The organism is Gardnerella lacydonensis, from assembly GCF_048545055.1.
Taxonomy (GTDB): Bacteria; Actinomycetota; Actinomycetes; order Actinomycetales; family Bifidobacteriaceae; genus Bifidobacterium; species Bifidobacterium vaginale_C.
In genome coordinates this window covers 168013-184515 of sequence record NZ_JBKQXT010000001.1, presented here as the reverse complement: position 1 = coordinate 184515, position 16503 = coordinate 168013, and the positions used below count along the sequence as shown (strand labels likewise).

General features: G+C 43.0%; 15 protein-coding genes and 1 tRNA gene. 6 read left to right on the top strand and 10 right to left on the bottom strand.

From position 1 onward, the window contains the following. Window positions 1-40: 40 nt before the first annotated feature. From ACJV45_RS00855 to upp, 4 genes are all read left to right on the top strand, one after another. Window positions 41-265, top strand: a complete 225-nt coding sequence (locus ACJV45_RS00855; protein ID WP_004120311.1) for a hypothetical protein — start codon at window positions 41-43, stop codon at window positions 263-265. A gap of 5 nt (window positions 266-270) precedes the next feature. Beyond that, window positions 271-1434 carry an NUDIX hydrolase gene (locus tag ACJV45_RS00850; protein WP_419397442.1) on the top strand — a complete coding sequence of 388 codons (1164 nt, stop codon included), beginning with the start codon at window positions 271-273 and terminating at the stop codon, window positions 1432-1434. Between the two features lie 46 nt (window positions 1435-1480). After that, entirely contained in the window at window positions 1481-2143 is a 663-nt protein-coding gene (locus tag ACJV45_RS00845) for a hypothetical protein (protein WP_020761430.1), read from the top strand. 298 nt (window positions 2144-2441) lie between these two features. Next, window positions 2442-3080, top strand: coding sequence for a uracil phosphoribosyltransferase (gene upp / locus ACJV45_RS00840; RefSeq protein ID WP_004120306.1), 639 nt, complete (start codon window positions 2442-2444; stop codon window positions 3078-3080). Window positions 3081-3233: 153 nt separating this feature from the next. Here upp and ACJV45_RS00835 read toward each other — a convergent pair whose 3' ends face one another. From ACJV45_RS00835 to ftsY, 6 genes are all read right to left on the bottom strand, one after another. Continuing rightward, the gene (locus ACJV45_RS00835; protein ID WP_419397441.1) at window positions 3234-4040 is read right to left on the bottom strand and encodes a type 1 glutamine amidotransferase; all 807 of its coding nucleotides are present in this window, start codon (window positions 4038-4040) and stop codon (window positions 3234-3236) included. Window positions 4041-4056: 16 nt separating this feature from the next. Continuing rightward, window positions 4057-5397, bottom strand: coding sequence for a MurT ligase domain-containing protein (locus tag ACJV45_RS00830; protein ID WP_415690554.1), 1341 nt, complete (start codon window positions 5395-5397; stop codon window positions 4057-4059). Between the two features lie 66 nt (window positions 5398-5463). Beyond that, a complete protein-coding gene (gene dnaB / locus ACJV45_RS00825; protein ID WP_019261729.1) occupies window positions 5464-6939 on the bottom strand; it encodes a replicative DNA helicase in 1476 nt (491 codons plus the stop codon). Window positions 6940-7067: 128 nt separating this feature from the next. Beyond that, on the bottom strand, window positions 7068-8459 hold the full coding sequence (locus ACJV45_RS00820; protein ID WP_004120297.1) for an MATE family efflux transporter: 1392 nt from the start codon (window positions 8457-8459) through the stop codon (window positions 7068-7070). A gap of 377 nt (window positions 8460-8836) precedes the next feature. Next, on the bottom strand, window positions 8837-10669 hold the full coding sequence (locus ACJV45_RS00815; protein WP_419397440.1) for an ammonium transporter: 1833 nt from the start codon (window positions 10667-10669) through the stop codon (window positions 8837-8839). 114 nt (window positions 10670-10783) lie between these two features. Continuing rightward, window positions 10784-11905 (bottom strand): signal recognition particle-docking protein FtsY, encoded by a 1122-nt coding sequence (ftsY, locus tag ACJV45_RS00810; protein ID WP_419397439.1) that lies wholly within the window; start codon window positions 11903-11905, stop codon window positions 10784-10786. Between the two features lie 151 nt (window positions 11906-12056). Between ftsY and ACJV45_RS00805 the strand changes: the two genes are divergently transcribed. After that, window positions 12057-12320 carry a glutaredoxin domain-containing protein gene (locus ACJV45_RS00805; protein ID WP_004120292.1) on the top strand — a complete coding sequence of 88 codons (264 nt, stop codon included), beginning with the start codon at window positions 12057-12059 and terminating at the stop codon, window positions 12318-12320. Window positions 12321-12419: 99 nt separating this feature from the next. Then, window positions 12420-12492 (top strand) — tRNA-Lys (locus tag ACJV45_RS00800). 280 nt (window positions 12493-12772) lie between these two features. On the opposite strand, the gene ACJV45_RS00795 is transcribed toward ACJV45_RS00800, so the two are convergent. From ACJV45_RS00795 to ACJV45_RS00780, 4 genes are all read right to left on the bottom strand, one after another. Next, complete coding sequence (locus tag ACJV45_RS00795) at window positions 12773-13255, bottom strand: phage holin family protein (protein WP_419397438.1); 483 nt, start codon at window positions 13253-13255, stop codon at window positions 12773-12775. Between the two features lie 22 nt (window positions 13256-13277). Then, window positions 13278-14261 (bottom strand): GH25 family lysozyme, encoded by a 984-nt coding sequence (locus ACJV45_RS00790; protein ID WP_419397437.1) that lies wholly within the window; start codon window positions 14259-14261, stop codon window positions 13278-13280. Between the two features lie 307 nt (window positions 14262-14568). After that, window positions 14569-15690, bottom strand: a complete 1122-nt coding sequence (locus ACJV45_RS00785; protein ID WP_419397436.1) for an RNA-directed DNA polymerase — start codon at window positions 15688-15690, stop codon at window positions 14569-14571. Between the two features lie 394 nt (window positions 15691-16084). Continuing rightward, window positions 16085-16501, bottom strand: coding sequence for a hypothetical protein (locus ACJV45_RS00780; RefSeq protein ID WP_419397435.1), 417 nt, complete (start codon window positions 16499-16501; stop codon window positions 16085-16087). Window positions 16502-16503 lie beyond the last annotated feature (2 nt).

The window sequence follows — 16503 nt, the reverse complement described above, 5'->3', positions numbered from 1 at the left end:
GTAACTAATAAACGATAGGCAAAGAGCCAGATTCAGCAATATGATTCTGGCTCTTGTTGTATTTATTGCTCCTTTTAATCTGACTAAATCTCAAGCATTCCAGCAGCCAAATCGTCATAGCACTTTGCCAGTTTTAGTAGTTCTTGGGATTGTACAGCAAAAATATATGACTTACTCAAAACACGTGCATCACAATTATTACTGTGCACAAAATATAAAACATTATGGAACAACTAAAAGTTGCGGAAGAAAACCGCTAAAATAATGAATATGAGTGTAGTAACGACGCGATACGTTGAGGCTGCTGGCGGAATTATTTATCGCAAGCGAAATACAATAGACAGCTCAAACACAAGTGACTTGAAAAAGACAAGCAATCAAGCGAGCATGATAAGCGATGACGACTTTGAGCTTTGCCTTGTTTACCGACCAAAATATGACGATTGGAGCTGGCCAAAAGGCAAGAATGAAGACAATGAGTCGCATCGCCATACAGCTGTGCGCGAAGTTGGGGAAGAAACAGGCTACGCAGTCACACTCGGACCTCACATTGCCCAAATAGAATATCCGCTTGAAAACGAAGGCAAAAAATCAATCTCAAAAAGCGGTGCGAAAAACAGTTCACAAAACAACAATAAAACAGAAGTAGTTAAGCGAATTCACTACTGGATGATGCGCAAAATAGACGAAAATTCTGCAATGAGGCGACTACCAGCATTTGGCCCAATAAAACCAGCAAAACCTACTGAAATTGGCAATGTTATATGGCTTACTCCTTCTAAAGCTCGCAAAAAACTCACACACGATAGCGATAGAAAAGTTTTAGATGCTTTTCTTGAAAAGCTACACGCTGGTCAAACTGAATATAAAACATTAATACTAGTACGACATGGAAAAGCTGAATCCCGTAAATCATGGCAAGGCAGCGAAGCAACTCGTCCAATCACTCCTCTTGGATCTGCAGCATCCTACGCTCTAGGTCGTGAGCTTGCTTGCTATGCTCCAAATCGAATTGTTTCGTCACCTTGGAAACGTTGCGTAGAAACTGTTGCAACTTTTGCACACGATTCTTCTCTTCCTATAGAACAGATTGCGGAACTTACTGAAGATCATCATGAGAATAAACCAAAATCTACATTATCTGTTCTTATAAGTGAAATACAAAATCTTGATTGCAACGTAAAAAACACACAAAACGCACAAAATACAGAAGAAAACATTAACAATTCAACAGTTATGTGTTTGCACCGCCCTATTATCGGCACTTTCTTTGACTATTTGCGAGGAATCACAAAACCGCGGGCGCATAAACGTATACTTAGCCAAAAATCTCCATACATGCCTACTGGTAGCGCAATAGTTTTGCATATTAGCAATACTTCTAAAGGCGCTCGCATTATTGATATTGAAAAGGTGTTACCAATTGTCTACTAGCCTTAATTCACAATCGAGTTCTATTCATTCGAGCAGATCTGCTTTTATGCCAAGTCCAATAGGCGCAAGTCGCCCAAGCCGACCTGCACAAATGGATCCTGCAATGCTCGCACAAATTGAAGGCGGCACAGATCCACAAATTGTAAACGAAATCAGCCACACTTCAGCAGCAGTTCTGCTTAACCGCGTGCATAAAACACAATCTCCAGAGATTGTGGAACGCGTACTGAATTTGGTTGAGAATGAGGGCATTGAGGTCATCGCAGACTTGTGGAGTCAAGCGCAACCTGATTCGCTTCCTGGAATGCTTTTTAGGCTATATTTGCTTCGGGAGTCTTTGCGTAAACAGCGAGAAGCATATGCGGAGTATTGGAATCTTGGAGAACCTTCTACAACTAGCGCTTCCGCAATTACTGGAATTGACGAAGCTCCTACAGGAGAAGATATTGCGCGACTCGCGGATTCTATTCTTTCTGGTGCTTTTACTGGCGATTTTGCTGTTGCTCTATATCGAGCTTCTGCGTTTACTGCGATTATTTCGCGCGGAATGCGTTCTTATGCGAAAAAATTAACACAGAAGATGAACGATTCCAAAAGAGATGATTCACAGCTTCTTGCTCGCATTTTGCACAAATCTGCAAACGTGCATGCACTTTCCTTATGCTTCGCTAATGGAGCTAAATTGTGGAGACTTGGAAAACTCGATTAGTTTGTTTGTTATCACACTGCGTTTATTTGTTATACAATAATGCGGCGCGCTGAAATCTAAAAGCATGTATACTCAGGAAGTGACGCTGGCTTGTGTTTAAGCCCCGGGCTCCATTTTTTGCCGCTGCGAGCGGCGTTTGCGCCGACAGGCGCTTTCGCAAGTCAGCGTTTTTAAGAATGTTTTATATTCTCCAGCAATTCACAAAATTCAACCTTCATTAACACTTGTTTATATTTTTTCTAAATAGTCACGGCACGCCGATAGCTTAACATGCCGCGCTTGCACTAATCTAGAAGGTATGGATCTTCATGTTTTACATCATCCGCTGGTGGACCACAAGCTCACCGTTTTGCGTGATAAGAATACACCTTCTAACATTTTCCGCGAGTTAGTTTCCGAATTGGTAACTCTCGAAGCATATGAAGCAACCCGCAATTTGGAAGTTAGCGATCGCGAGATTGAGACTCCTATTTGCAAGATGACCGGCAAGCATTTGAACCGTCCACGCCCAATGGTTGTGCCAGTTTTGCGCGCAGGCTTGGGTATGCTTGACGGCATGACTCGCCTTCTTCCAACCGCTGAGGTTGGATTCCTTGGTATGAAGCGCGACGAGCAGACGCTCGATATTGTCACTTATGCCAACCGTTTGCCAGAAGATTTGACTGGCCGTCAGTGCTTCTTGCTGGACCCAATGCTTGCTACTGGTGGCACTCTTATTGCCGCTACGCACTACTTGGCAGAGCGCGGCGCTAAAGATGTTACTGCTATTAACATTTTGGCAGCGCCAGAAGGCTTGGAGCGCATTGAGAAGGAGATTGATCCTTCTATTGACTTTAAGGTTGTTGTTTGCGCTGTTGATGAGCATTTGAACGACAAAGCTTATATCGTTCCTGGTCTTGGCGACGCTGGCGATCGCTTGTATGGTTTAATTGACTAATAGTTACTAACCAAATAAAACGAAAACTAGAATATAGAAGCTAGAATCAAAAACTACAAAATAGCCTGCTGATTTGCAACACTTTGCAAGTTCAGCAGGCTTTTGTATTCAGGCTTTGTATTTAGATCTGACAAGTTTTAGAATTTGCAAGTTTTACCGCGGACGAGTTACAGCAACTTCGCGAGCGCGATCTGCTAATTCGTCTAATTTCGCAAGCTCCGCGCGCTGAGCATCAGTTTGTTTTGGCTCAAATTCTCCATAACGATTCTGCGCAGCTGTACGAATTAAAAAGTCAGCCAAACGCGGATTTTTCGGCAAAACTGAGCCGTGCATATAAGTGCCGATAACGTTGTATTTGCGCGCGCCTTCAGTGTGGTCTTCACCATTATTACCACAATTTTCACCATCAACCGAGCCGAGTGGCTGCGTGCCACTCTCCAAGCTTGTGCGTCCAGAATGGTTCTCGTAGCCCACAATATCGCCAAAATCGCGGCTATGCTCAACAAGGTTTCCAATCATGCGCACGTCTTGACCAACCGTATGCTCGCCGAGTATGCCAATGCCTTTAAGCTTTTGACCTTCAACAGTCTCAAAGTATTCTCCAAAAAGCTGGTATAGTCCACAAATCATTAACATTGGAACACCATCTTTTGCAAGCTCACGAATTGCGTCTGCGCGCGCAAATAAATCATCCGTAACCCTACTTTGACCATGATCTTGACCGCCGCCACCAAGAATCATATCTACTTGCTTTGGCCAATCATCGCCAACGTTGTACTCGTGCAACACGGGCTTGTAACCATACAATTCCGCTCTGCGCATAATCGTAAGCACATTGCCATAGTCACCGTAAATATTCATGTCTTTCGGGTACAGCGACACAATATCTAATACACGATTTTCGGCTTTATTAGTAGCATTCGCTTGACTAATATAATTAACATCACTCATATCATTCATGATGACTACTTTCTTGCTACTTTCCAACTCCAACGTCTTTAACACTTGCGATTTGCCCCAACGTAGATCGCACGCGAAGCATAGCAGTGTATGTGCAATATATGCGCTTAGCATTTTTAGCATCACTACTAAAATCACCATTTACAAAGGTTTTAACATCTTCTTCTAAATCAGTGTTCACATTTCTAGAGGCAACTTTGTCGTATTGTAAACGCAAAGCCATATCCCACGCGCGCGTGCCAGAAACACAAGTGACTCCAGTGCCACTAAAGCATGTAAAATCAACGTCCCACAGCCAGCTCATGTCTCGCCCATCCGCGTATTCGTCACAAATCGCAATCATTGTGTCATGATTTGCAGGCTTATCCGAAGCGAGCGCAAGTCTAAATCCAATAGGATTTTTCACTAGAACAAGCTCCACAGGAGCACCGTTAACTTCGATTACTTCGCCTCGACCAAATGCTGGCGTTACGCGAGAAATAGCTTCCATAAGCGCATCGTCGTCGAATTTTGCGAGTGTTGCATCTTTTTTAGCAGCATCTGCCAAAATAGCGCGCACAATCGTAGACGCAGCAGCTGCGTTAAAAACGTTATACACGCCTCGCAACTTAACGCTAGTAGTTTTTCTATGCCCATCAATCAAAAAATCGGCTTTATTATCTGCAACTTTTGCCAAAACAACATCTGCATGCGGAAGGTTACGCGAATCGCCATTAAAATCGCCGCCCAAATCACTATGCAAATCACTATGCAAATCGTCGTCAGTTGGAAACATGCTTCTTAGCGATTCATCCAAACCGAAATATTTTACCTTACAAGACGGCAAAACATCTTTAGAAAGCGCAGAAATTCGCGGATCTTCGCGATTTAACACAACTACTCGCTTAGTTGCGTGCGCAACATTGCTCAACAATTTAGCTGTAGTGTCAATCTCACCAAATCTATCTAACTGATCTCGCATAACGTTTAAAAGCAGAGAATATTGCGGCTTTATTTGATTTACAAAATGCACCGCGTAAGCTTCATCAAGCTCTAAAACAGCTATATCCGCATCTAACTTTGTGCCAAAAACAGGCATTTCTTGCACCAATGCTGCTACAACTCCGCGTGTGAAATTCGATCCCGTAGGATTTGTAAACACGCGCAATCCAGCATCTCTAAGCATAGACGCAACCATGCGAGTTGTAGTTGTTTTACCGTTAGTTCCAGAAATTAACACAACTCCGTAAGGCAAACTCCCCAGCGTTCTAGCCAAAAACCCAGGGTCTAGTGTTTCTACAACTTTGCCTGGTAAAGCACTTCCTCCGTGGTTTGTCGCGCGCGAAATCATCCTAACCAGTTTTCCTACAGCTGGCATTATGAATCCAAAACAACAGCGTTTTACCACTTTATTTTTGGCGATCATCAATCCCCCTATTAACTTCTACTGCTGATATGCCTGAGACTGATGCGAATCATAACCTTGAGCATCATTGCCTTGCGAATATGATTGCGGCTGGTATCCTTGCGGCATATCTTTAAACTTAGATGTTGCTCCAAGAAAAGCTAGATTAAACGTTTCTGTAGGACCATTACGATGCTTTGCCATAATAATGTCTGCTTCTCCTGGGCGATCTTCTTTGTTGTAAAAATCAGGTCTATGCACAAGAAACACAACGTCAGCATCCTGTTCAATAGATCCCGATTCACGCAAATCCGAAAGCTGAGGCTTTTTATCGTTTCGCATTTCTGGTCCGCGGTTTAGCTGGCTTAGAGCAACAACTGGCACTTCTAGCTCTTTTGCGAGCAGCTTTAATGCACGCGAAAACTCCGAGACCTCTTGCTGTCTAGATTCAACTTTCTTTCCAGAAGTCATAAGTTGCAAATAGTCGATTACAACTAGCTTTAGATCGTTCGTTTGCTTTAGTCGTCTGCATTTTGCGCGAATTTCCATAAGACTCATATTTGGGCTATCGTCTATAAAAAGCGGAGCGTCTTTCATCTTTGACCAAAACGCATTTAGCTTAGTCCACCTATCTGTTGTAATGTCTTCCGAAGTTCCGCGATGCATTGCAGTCATTGGAATATCTGTTTCGGCTGCGATTATTCTTTGAGCAAGCTCCAACTTGTTCATTTCTAGCGAGAACACGATTGTTGTCATATTGTGATGCAACGCTGCAGAACGCGCAAAGTCGATTCCAAGAGTTGACTTTCCCATTGCAGGCCTACCAGCTACGACTACCATTTGCCCTGGTTGCAAGCCTTGCGTCATATCGTCAATATCTCTAAATCCTGTTGGAACGCCTTTTTCAATCTCGTTACTTTGCAACTTGTCTAACTGCTCTAGAGCATCTTGCACAACAGGACCAATAGCGGAATAATCCTGGTGAACTTTGCCAGAACTCATCTCATAAACTTCGGATTGTGCAAGATTTACAACGTCTTCCGCTTGATCTCCCGTAGCAGAATACCCCATTTGCGCAATCTTTGTTCCAGCGGCAATCACGTTTCGCAAAATTGCATTTTTGTGCACAATATCCGCATAATATAGCGCGTTTGCGGCTGTAGGAACGCATGCTACAAGGCTATGCAAGTAGTCTGCTCCACCAATTTTCTCCAAGTTTTCGTCTTTTAGAAGCTCGTTTGCGACTAAAACAACGTCTACTGGTTGTGAGCCAGAAAACAGGCTTATAATCGCGTCGTAAATCGTTTGATGCTTTGGAACGTAAAAGTCTGCTGTTTCTAGGATTTGCGAGACTTCGCCAATAGCATCCTTGCTCATTAGCATTCCGCCTAAAACAGCCATTTCCGCATCTTCATCGTGAGGCGGAACCTTGTCAAACAAGCTAACATTAGCGTTAGCGTTGTTTAATCGGTTTGAGTCATTTCGATTTGACTGCCACATATCATTATCTGCCATAAAATCGAGTATAAACGTCTGCACGGAGCACACCAACAAAAGTTGATATAAATCAACACAAGTAGCAAGTTGCATATTTTACATATTTGTATACCTCACATATTTGTATACCTCACATATTCACATACTTACATACTTGCAGACTTCATCCAATCATCTGTTTTAACCCTATGCGAATTTCCTAAAGCTCTTCCACCAATGTATACAAGGTTTAGCGCCACCCACAATGACACAGTTCTAATTATGTCAGTAGAGCAGAAAGCTATATTTACTAAGCACATTGCACTAATCGCAACAAGGTACACAATAGCTGTAATCGAGCACGATTTGGCCAAATACTTGTGATCTCCAGCTCCTATTAGCACTCCGTCTAAAGCCCACATAAATCCAGATAGAGGCAAGAAAATTCCAAGAATCGTCATTCCTATTGAAACTAAAAGTTGTATTTCTACGTTTGGGCTAAACAGTGGGGATAGTAGCCATCCTGCAAGCATCATTAATAATCCAACAACTACACTACTCAATGCGCCTACTTGTGCGCATATCTTTGTGATTACATTAGCGCGATTTAATAATCCAGCTCCAAGCGCGGAAGCGACTATTGTTTGAGCTGCAATTCCTATAGCATCTAATATGTTCATAACAAAATTCCAGCAAGAATTTGCAACTTGGTATGCGGCTAAAGTGTTTGTTCCAAGTCGCGCAGCCGCTGCAACAGTTGCCACCATGCATGCACGCAACGCCAATGTGCGTATAAACAGTGGAATTCCACTTCCAGCGCTTTTAAGTATGCTATGCGCTTGCGGCATAAGTCTTGCTTTTTCGCGCGCTGCCCAAAAAATCGCTGGCAACGTTAAAACAATTCCCATATACCATTGCGCTATCATTGTTGCTATTCCAGAACCAAAAATTCCAAGGTTCATTCCGAACACAAATAGAATATCTAAAATAGCGTTTAGCACAGCTCCACTTACTGCAGCAAAAAGTGTGATTTTTACTTTGCTAAGTCCTCTGAATATGCCATTTGCCGCGTAAATTAGCAGCATTGCAGGCAATCCTGGCATAACAGTTTGAGTGTAAATAATCGCATTTTTTAGCGTTTCGCCGCTTGCTCCAAAACTTTGACATAATGGATGAGCAAACACCATTAAAACAAGAGTTAAAATAACACCTAGCCCAAGAGCCAGCCATAGACCGTCCATTCCAACGCTTAGCCCTTGACGATTTTTCCCAGCACCCAATAGTCTCGCGACTTGGCTTGTGGTGTTGTACGCCAAAAACAGGCATAGTCCCGTTGTTGTTAAAAGCACAGTTGATCCTATTGAAAGCCCTGCTAGCTGCGTTTTACCTAAATGACCTACTATTGCGGTGTCTATTAAAACAAACGCTGGCTCTGCGATAAGCTGGCCAAATGTAGGAATAGCTAGAGAAAATATATGCTTCAGTAAATCTTTTTTGTTTATAGTAGATTCTTTATCTTCTTGACTATTGGTAACTGTGTTGCTCTTAGCTATTGTCATAATGCACTATTGTACTGTCGAAAAAATTTATACGATTAAGTATTTAATAAAACTATTATTTTTATTACTTTTATTATTTTTTATTACTTATTACATTACTTTTCTAAATCTGATGTTCGGAAGCTTGCGACTTTTCCTTTTCCATTTCGCTATCATAAATATTTGCCAATTGCAAATCAAAATTATTTTTGGAAAAGTTATCCGCAGGATATCCACAATGTTATCCCCCATTTGTGTATAACTTTTTGATATACGCACAGCAACACGCCTAAAATGTGGATAACTCAAAGTTTTTATCCACATCGCTTAGCTCGTGTGTGTCATAATCTTGAGATATTCACACCAATGTGGGATTACTTTACACAAACTTTGATATTTTATTGCTTTTTTTGAGATTTCTTAGAATTACTTCTAGATTTATCCGACTTATTTTCCACAGAACTAGAATCAGCTTCTTCTGAATTTTCTGACTCTTCTCCATCTTTTTCAGTTTCAATCTTCTCTTCGCCCAATTCAACTTCGTCTTGCGATTGAGCAGAAACATTGTCATCAGAATGAGCTGAATTGTCGCCAGCAACCGCTGAATCACTATCTGAATCTACAGAATCACCATCTGCATCTACAACTGATTCATCAACAGAAATAGCTACTGGAGTAAGAACTGCAACTTGGGTTTTCCCTTCTTCAGAATCAGCAACTTCTACAACAGCTCCAGCTCTAGCTTGAGCAATACTCGAAAAGTCGTATGCGCGCTCACCCTGATCTGCCAAATCAACACCCTTACGCTCCTTAGCTTCCGATATTCTCCAACCAAAAAGCTTCTCTAAACCAAATGCAACTAAAGCAGTAACTGCACCGGAATAAAGCACGGTGATTACAAGTAGACAAATCTGAGCTATAAGCTGATGCCAGTCACCAACGCAAAACAGTCCGCTACCATCAGCAAACAATCCCACTGCAAAAATACCAATAAGAGCAGCAATGCCGTTCACACTCACAACGTGAAGCGCTCCATCATAACGCGCAAAAGTCTTAGAATGCGTTGCAAGGCATGTAGCAACACCAACAATAACACCTAATACCATTGCCCATAAAGGCGCAATCACATCTGCAGCGGCAGCGCTAGCAGCCAAACCCGCCATAATTCCAGACGCGGCACCAACAGCAGTAAAACAGCCTGAACGCAAGCGCTCTGTAACACCCCAAGCAAGCATAGAAGCAGATGCTGTAATAGTGGACGAAACCCAAGCATATCCAGCAACTCCAGGAAGACCTACAGAAGATCCAATCATTAAGCCAAGCCAGCCAAACCAAATAATAAAAATTCCTAGAACAACAAACGGAACATTATGCGGATGGCGTTTTAGAACATTTACAGAATTATCCGCAACATCACTAACAGCTTCAACAGAACCACTAGAATCTTCTGCCTTAGAAGATGACGAACCCGTATTAGTTTCTAATTTACTAAATCTCGCAACGTCAGCCCACAATGCACGAACCAAATTCCCCTTATGCTCAGAATTGTTACTACTGTTACTACTCTTATCTTGAACAGCAGAGGATTTGGTATGAAGCACAAATCGCTTTAATGGGAAGTGCGCATGGCCACCAATAATTAGCACGATTGCAAGCGCAGAAACTGCTGCAGTCAGGTGCAGCAACGATCCTCCAGCAAAATCATGTACTTGAATTCCTAGAGCTTGTGATATTGCGCCATTAGGAGAAAGCAATCCTCCTCCGCAAACCATATGCGCTAGAGGAGCAAATACTAAAGTGACCCACACCGCCACAAATATAAGCCAAATTGCGTATTTTACGCGCCCAGCCAACGCGCCAGTAATAAGAGCAACTGCTACAACAGCGCACGCTAATCTAAAAGCCGCTGGAATACCTCCGCCAGACAAGCCTGTGTTCGCGTCCATAGAAGTAAAAATTCCATGATCTGCAACCATTGAATCACGTAGTAGCAAACCACTCACAGGATCGCCCACAACGCCGCCAATCATGTCTTTTCCAGCGAAAGCCATTGACCATCCCCATAGCGTCCAAACTATGGTTGTTACCGCAATCGCTCCAGCGGAAAGCATCATCATGTTGACCATAGATGTTGCTCGTTCGCGACCGCCATAAAATAGAGCAATCCCTGGCGTAATTATAAACACTAAAGCAGCGGCCAATAATGCCCATTGCGGATCCATTGCGGTCATCTTTCACCTCACAATACACAACCCTCGGCGGTTATGCTTTCAATATTCTATTTTATATGTTCTTTTATATTCTACTCAACTGGCGCTGCGTGATTAATAACTAATTACTATAGATTAATCCAATATTCCATCCACAAAACTTTCTGGATCGAATGGAGCTAGATCGTCTGGACCTTCTCCCAATCCGACAAGTTTTACAGGAACACCTAGCTCTTTTTGAACAGAAACCACGATGCCGCCTTTCGCAGAACCGTCTAGCTTAGTTAAAACCACACCTGTAATTCCAATTGCCTCAGCAAAAACTTTTGCCTGAACCATGCCATTTTGACCAGTTGTAGCATCAAGAACCAAAAGGACTTCATCTACAGGAACAGTTTTTTCAATAACTCGGCGAATTTTGCCAAGCTCGTCCATAAGATTTGCCTTATTTTGCAGCCTTCCAGCCGTATCTACGATCAAAACATCTGAATTGGATTCCATTGCTTTGGTAGCACCGTCAAACGCTACAGAAGCTGGATCTGCACCGTCTTTTTCGGATCGAACGATTTTAACACCTACAGCATTTGCCCAAGTTTCAAGCTGATCGGCAGCTGCAGCGCGGAAAGTATCTGCTGCAGCTAATATTACCGAGCGATTTTTCGAAACCATCAATCTAGCAAGTTTCCCAGCAGTGGTGGTTTTTCCAGTGCCATTTACACCAACCATCATGATTACACTTGGCTTATGTGCTTTAGAAGAATCCGCATTTAGGCTTCTATCTGTTTTGGCACCAACAATATCCAGCAATTTTGCACGAAGTATTTCACGTACATCTTGTGCACTTGCTGTTCCAGAAATCCTAGCATCTTTTCTAAGTGATTCAACCAATTCATCACTTGCCTGTGCTCCAACATCTGCCATTAAAAGCGTATCTTCTACATCTTGCCAATCTTCTTCTGAAAGATTATCTTTGCTCAATATGCTGAACAGAGCACGACCAAAAGGATTCGCACTATTAGCAAGTTTAGAGCGCAATCTTGTAACTCGAGAGGCAACGTTTTCAGGCGCAGATGGTTCAACATTGCTATCACTTTTTACCACGCTAGGCAGTGGATTATCTTTGCTAGTAGGTATTAAAGGACCTCGCGACTTGCCGATAATTCTCAGCACAACTGCCGCAGCCACTAAAAGCACTGCTAAAATAACTGTGCCAACAGCGGACCATATAATCAAATCTAAATCCATAACTATATTCATATAATAAAGACTATGAAATTAAAGGGACAGTTGATTAGATTGCAACAAAGACTGTTGCTAAAGTAAGCAAAAATCACGTAAATATTAGCATTTTAATACAATACTTTTGTAAGTTAATTTTGTAATCAAAAATTGAATTGGGGTATTACGTATGGAAAACTCGCCATTGATTGATGTTTATGGAGCAGATTGGTGCGGCGATTGCATCAGAGCTAAAGCTGCGCTTAATAAGTTTAATGTTGCTTTTACTTGGCATAACATTGAATCTGAAGAAGGCGCCGAACAAAAGGCTATTGATATTAGTGGGCAGAAGCATATTCCTGTCGTTACTTTTAGCGATGGAAGTTTTATGGTTGAGCCGACTGCAACTCAGATTAAAGAAAAACTTGAAGAATTAGGACAGATCAATTTGTGATTTTTGCCTGCAATTTTGCAGCAACTTGCCACAAAACACACGCTACATGTAGCCATAAGTTGGATTAGTCTACAAAATGTAGTATACTTGGCATTTGTTGCCCCTTTAGCTCAATTGGCAGAGCAGAGTCCTTTTAAGTCTTGGGTTGTGGGTTCGAGTCCCACAGGGGGCACTGTAGCATATCAGAATGGCTTTATTTCAACGTTTTCAGCAAGTCGCAAACAGTGACGACACACCAAGCGACACACCTGAACTACTATGTTTAAGCGTATTTAAGCGATTAAACTGCTCTTAAAACCGTGTGCAACACGCTAAAAAGAACCTACTTCTATTATACCATTTTCACAATTTGAAAAATAGTTATAAAAAATTACCCCCCGCATGGAGCGAGGGGTAATTACTAATTTTCAACTTGTATTCTCAATCAGAGAATACTTTGAGTATACTGCACGCTACTTATTTTCGGTAGGCGTGACGTCTGTTGGCTTGCCGCGTCCATCCAACTCAGCAATAGCCTCGGCTGCCGCGTTCGCCGCATGTTTGCCATTATTTATAGCATCATCTTCCTGCCCACCAAGGTAAGTTTTTATACAATCAACCACAGATAAGATAACTCTCACGATTCGTGAGTTAGCAATCTGCAAGTTGAACGCGGAAACGTTCTCAACGAAGCTAACGATATCTGTAATGACAATGTAGCAGCACGCAATCAGCACAAGTGGAACATGTGTGCCGAGATTGACTTTGGCTTGCGCGTAATCAAGCAGAATACAAAGCGCGACAATTAGCACATATGCGAACTTATGGAACAATCCATCACGCATCTTACTGCTAGCCACGCTATGAGTATAGACTGCTTTCGTAAATCCGCTGATAAAATCGAGCAGAACTACTGCACCTGCGAGTTCTAGGAAAAAGAGTTCAACATCATTCATATTTTTTCTCCTTATTGTCTTTTTATTCTGGTTGGTTGTCTTTTGTCACCCATGTGCCGCTAAGGTGTGTGGTACAGTCGCGCGCATCTCCGTCGTAATAGATTGAGCCGTCTGGTTGTACTAGCAATGCTGCGCGTCCTCCAGTGAGTGTGATCGCTGCAAGTGAGGTAGGTCTGAAGCCTTCTGGTATATACTCGTTCGCCTTTGCCCATTGCGCGTCTCCAGCGCTCATGCCTCCGCAACCATTTACGGTCACAATATTCCCGACTCGCACAACAGTCATTCTGATATCCTGCTGCACGCTCCATGGAATGTGCACGTAAACAGTGCTAATGTCTTCGTCGTGTGTGATTTCAGATATGGCTGGCATTGGCTGCTCTTCTTGTGACTGCTGCCTATCGCTTTTTGCGTATGATTCCCATGCGGCGCGGTCTCCGTAGAACTTATCAAGGTCAAGATTGCCACCGTAGTTTGGCAATGCTCCAGCACTAGAGTATTGGCGTATTGCGCAACTATAAGCGTCTTCATTCCAAGGCGAATCTTGGTATCCAGTGTGATTATTATTCGCGTATTGTGCTATCCACAAGCCGCAATTTGTTGCTTTGCTAACGACTGCGAGTCTCTCATAGTCTCGCTGACCACCGTAAAGAAGAGTTCTCACGCCTGTAAGGTTGTAGACTGTTTGAGCGCACTGTTGCAAGTATGCCGTATCACCATAAGCACTATTGTTGCCGCTTTCAAAATCTAGTGCGAGCACGGCGCGACCAACATAGTCTTTTACAGTATTTACAAAGTATTCTGCTTCGGCTTGCCAGTTGCCGCCACTAATATAGTGGTAGATTCCCAACAGTTTGCCGCTGTTTAGCGTCGCGTCGGCTTGTTCGCGGAAACACGGATTTGTATACCATGTGCCTTCCGTGGCTTTAACGATGACAAAATCAGCTGGTACTGCGGCAATATTAATGCCGCGCTGATACCACGATATGTCAATGCCGTTTAATGCCATATTCTTCCTCCTTATATTAAAAAAGCCACGCTGTCTGCGTGGCTAAAAAATTGAGTTGTTCGGAATTCCCGAACATCTAATCGTGAGTTAATCGTGCGAAAAATTTTATTAAACGTTGATTTTCCGCGGTTTCTACTTTGATTAATCGTGAGCTAATCGTGCGTATCATACTTTTTGCGTTTTAACCTTATTGGACTCTTACCGTACTTTTACTGAACTTTCTGAAATTAGTACCTTAATTAGTACCCAAAGTACCCAAAACACTATTGAAAGTACCTTTTTGTTTTCCTATTTATCCTATGCTGTCCTAAAGTGTCTTATTTTTCGCTTTGAGCTGCTTATAATAAGCGTCCATGCTTTGAATTGTTCTCCAAGCGTTATAGTGCTTAAGAGTGCCGCGCCAAGAGTGATACATTGCGCTGATTTGCTTCCAGCTGATTTCACCACGGTCTGCAAGCCGCGTCAATGCACGCAAATGCCGTCTCATGCGCTTAATCGTCTTTGGTATCGGACGCGTTATTATCCGTCCAGTTTCTGTGTAATACCATTTTTTCTTAAGCCACGTAAAGCCATGGTGTAGTGACGTAATATATGTTTTTATCGGATTAAGTGTTAAGCCTAGTTCTGTGCTCATTTTTTTAATCTGTTCGAGCGTTGAGCGTAGCTTAAGCAGATCCGAGTCAATAACATATAAGTCGTCCATGTATCTTCCAGTTGCTTCGCAACCTGAGCATTCTTCTATCCAATGGTCTATGCGTGACACGTATCCCACTGCTAATTGCTGGTTTGTTTCCGCGCCTAAACCTAAGCCACTATCACATTCCGCGTCCATGAGCTGCTCTAGCCATGGCATTATGCGCTTATCTTGTATGCGCTCAGAGGCTTGCTGTAAGACTTTCTCACGAGGAATTGACGCAAAATAATTCGAGTAATCACACAACAGTATCCAGCCTTGCGAGCCGTGCTTCCTGTAGTGTCGTGCCAACTGTTTGCGTAGTAGTTTTATCGCATACATTTCACCTCTACCGCGCTGATTTGCGCTATTGCCGTGAGTATACGAGCGCGTATAGCAAGGTATTAAAACGTTTCTTGCAATACTTTTCTGTATTACTTTCTCCCAGAAAGCGCTAGATTGAATATGCCGCACTTTACCGCGCTCCATTATCGTGAAACACTTGCGCCGCCCTGTTATTTTACCGTCATTGGTCATAAGCTTGTGAGCGCGCAAAGTATTAAGCATCGCACTGTTCATATACTGTTGCACACTATTCTTCCATTTGATTGTTTTGCACGCCTCATAAGCCGCGTCAGTGAGCGACTGCAAACTGCTAGTATTTTCAAACGTTGCCGTCCTGGTTTGTGCTGCACGATTGCGTTGCCTTTTAATTTGCCTGCGCTTGTATCGTGCTTCAACGCGCTTAATACTCATGTGTGATCCTTTATATAAAAGTAGAGTTGGTGTCTGATGCTGCTTCTAAAGCCCAACGCGATACGCTATCGGGGTGCAAGACGACTTCCATAGCAGCTTGAGATAACAGCATGAAACGCGCACGGAAAGCGAGTCTGCGCGCCATGCACTTTTTGGCGTCCGATGCACCTCATCAGGCACTTTTTTACGCCTAGAGGCGATGGGAATTAAACCCCTTCTGCATTGCATTGCGTTCGCACTTGGTGTGTTACTAGGTCTAGCGTTATGCGGAATCACGGGAGCGCGCCGCCCGAATTGTTGTAATTGTAGTAGTTGTTCGAGCCGTCATTGTTGACCACAGGCACGTTCGACGAGTCGTCAGCGTACGTAACAGTGGATTAATTCCCAAAGAATTTTATTTTTGTTTTACTATTTTAGCGTGGCTTAATTGTGATGCTAGCATTGTGCGCTCTTTCTCTAGTAAGTCGAGCAGCGGTTGTAACGCTGCCATACCGCGCTTAACTGTTCCTAGTTGTAAAAGCATCTGCAAGTCGTGCACTAGGTCAACGCACGATGCGCCTGCTTCTATTAAATGCTTTTTACGCTCCATTAATCGCATTTCATCGGATGGATACCATGCGTAAGCGTGCTCAGCCTCACGCTCCAAACTTTCAGCGTGACCTGTTATATCTTTCCCGAATAGAAAGCGTAGCGACTTTGGCAGCACGGTTTCGCGTTTGATTAGTTTTAGTGTTTCGATGCGGATCTTGCTGGCGGTTACTACATACCCTGTGAGGGTTTCTGTTCTTTGTCTTGCATAGACTTGACTCATCT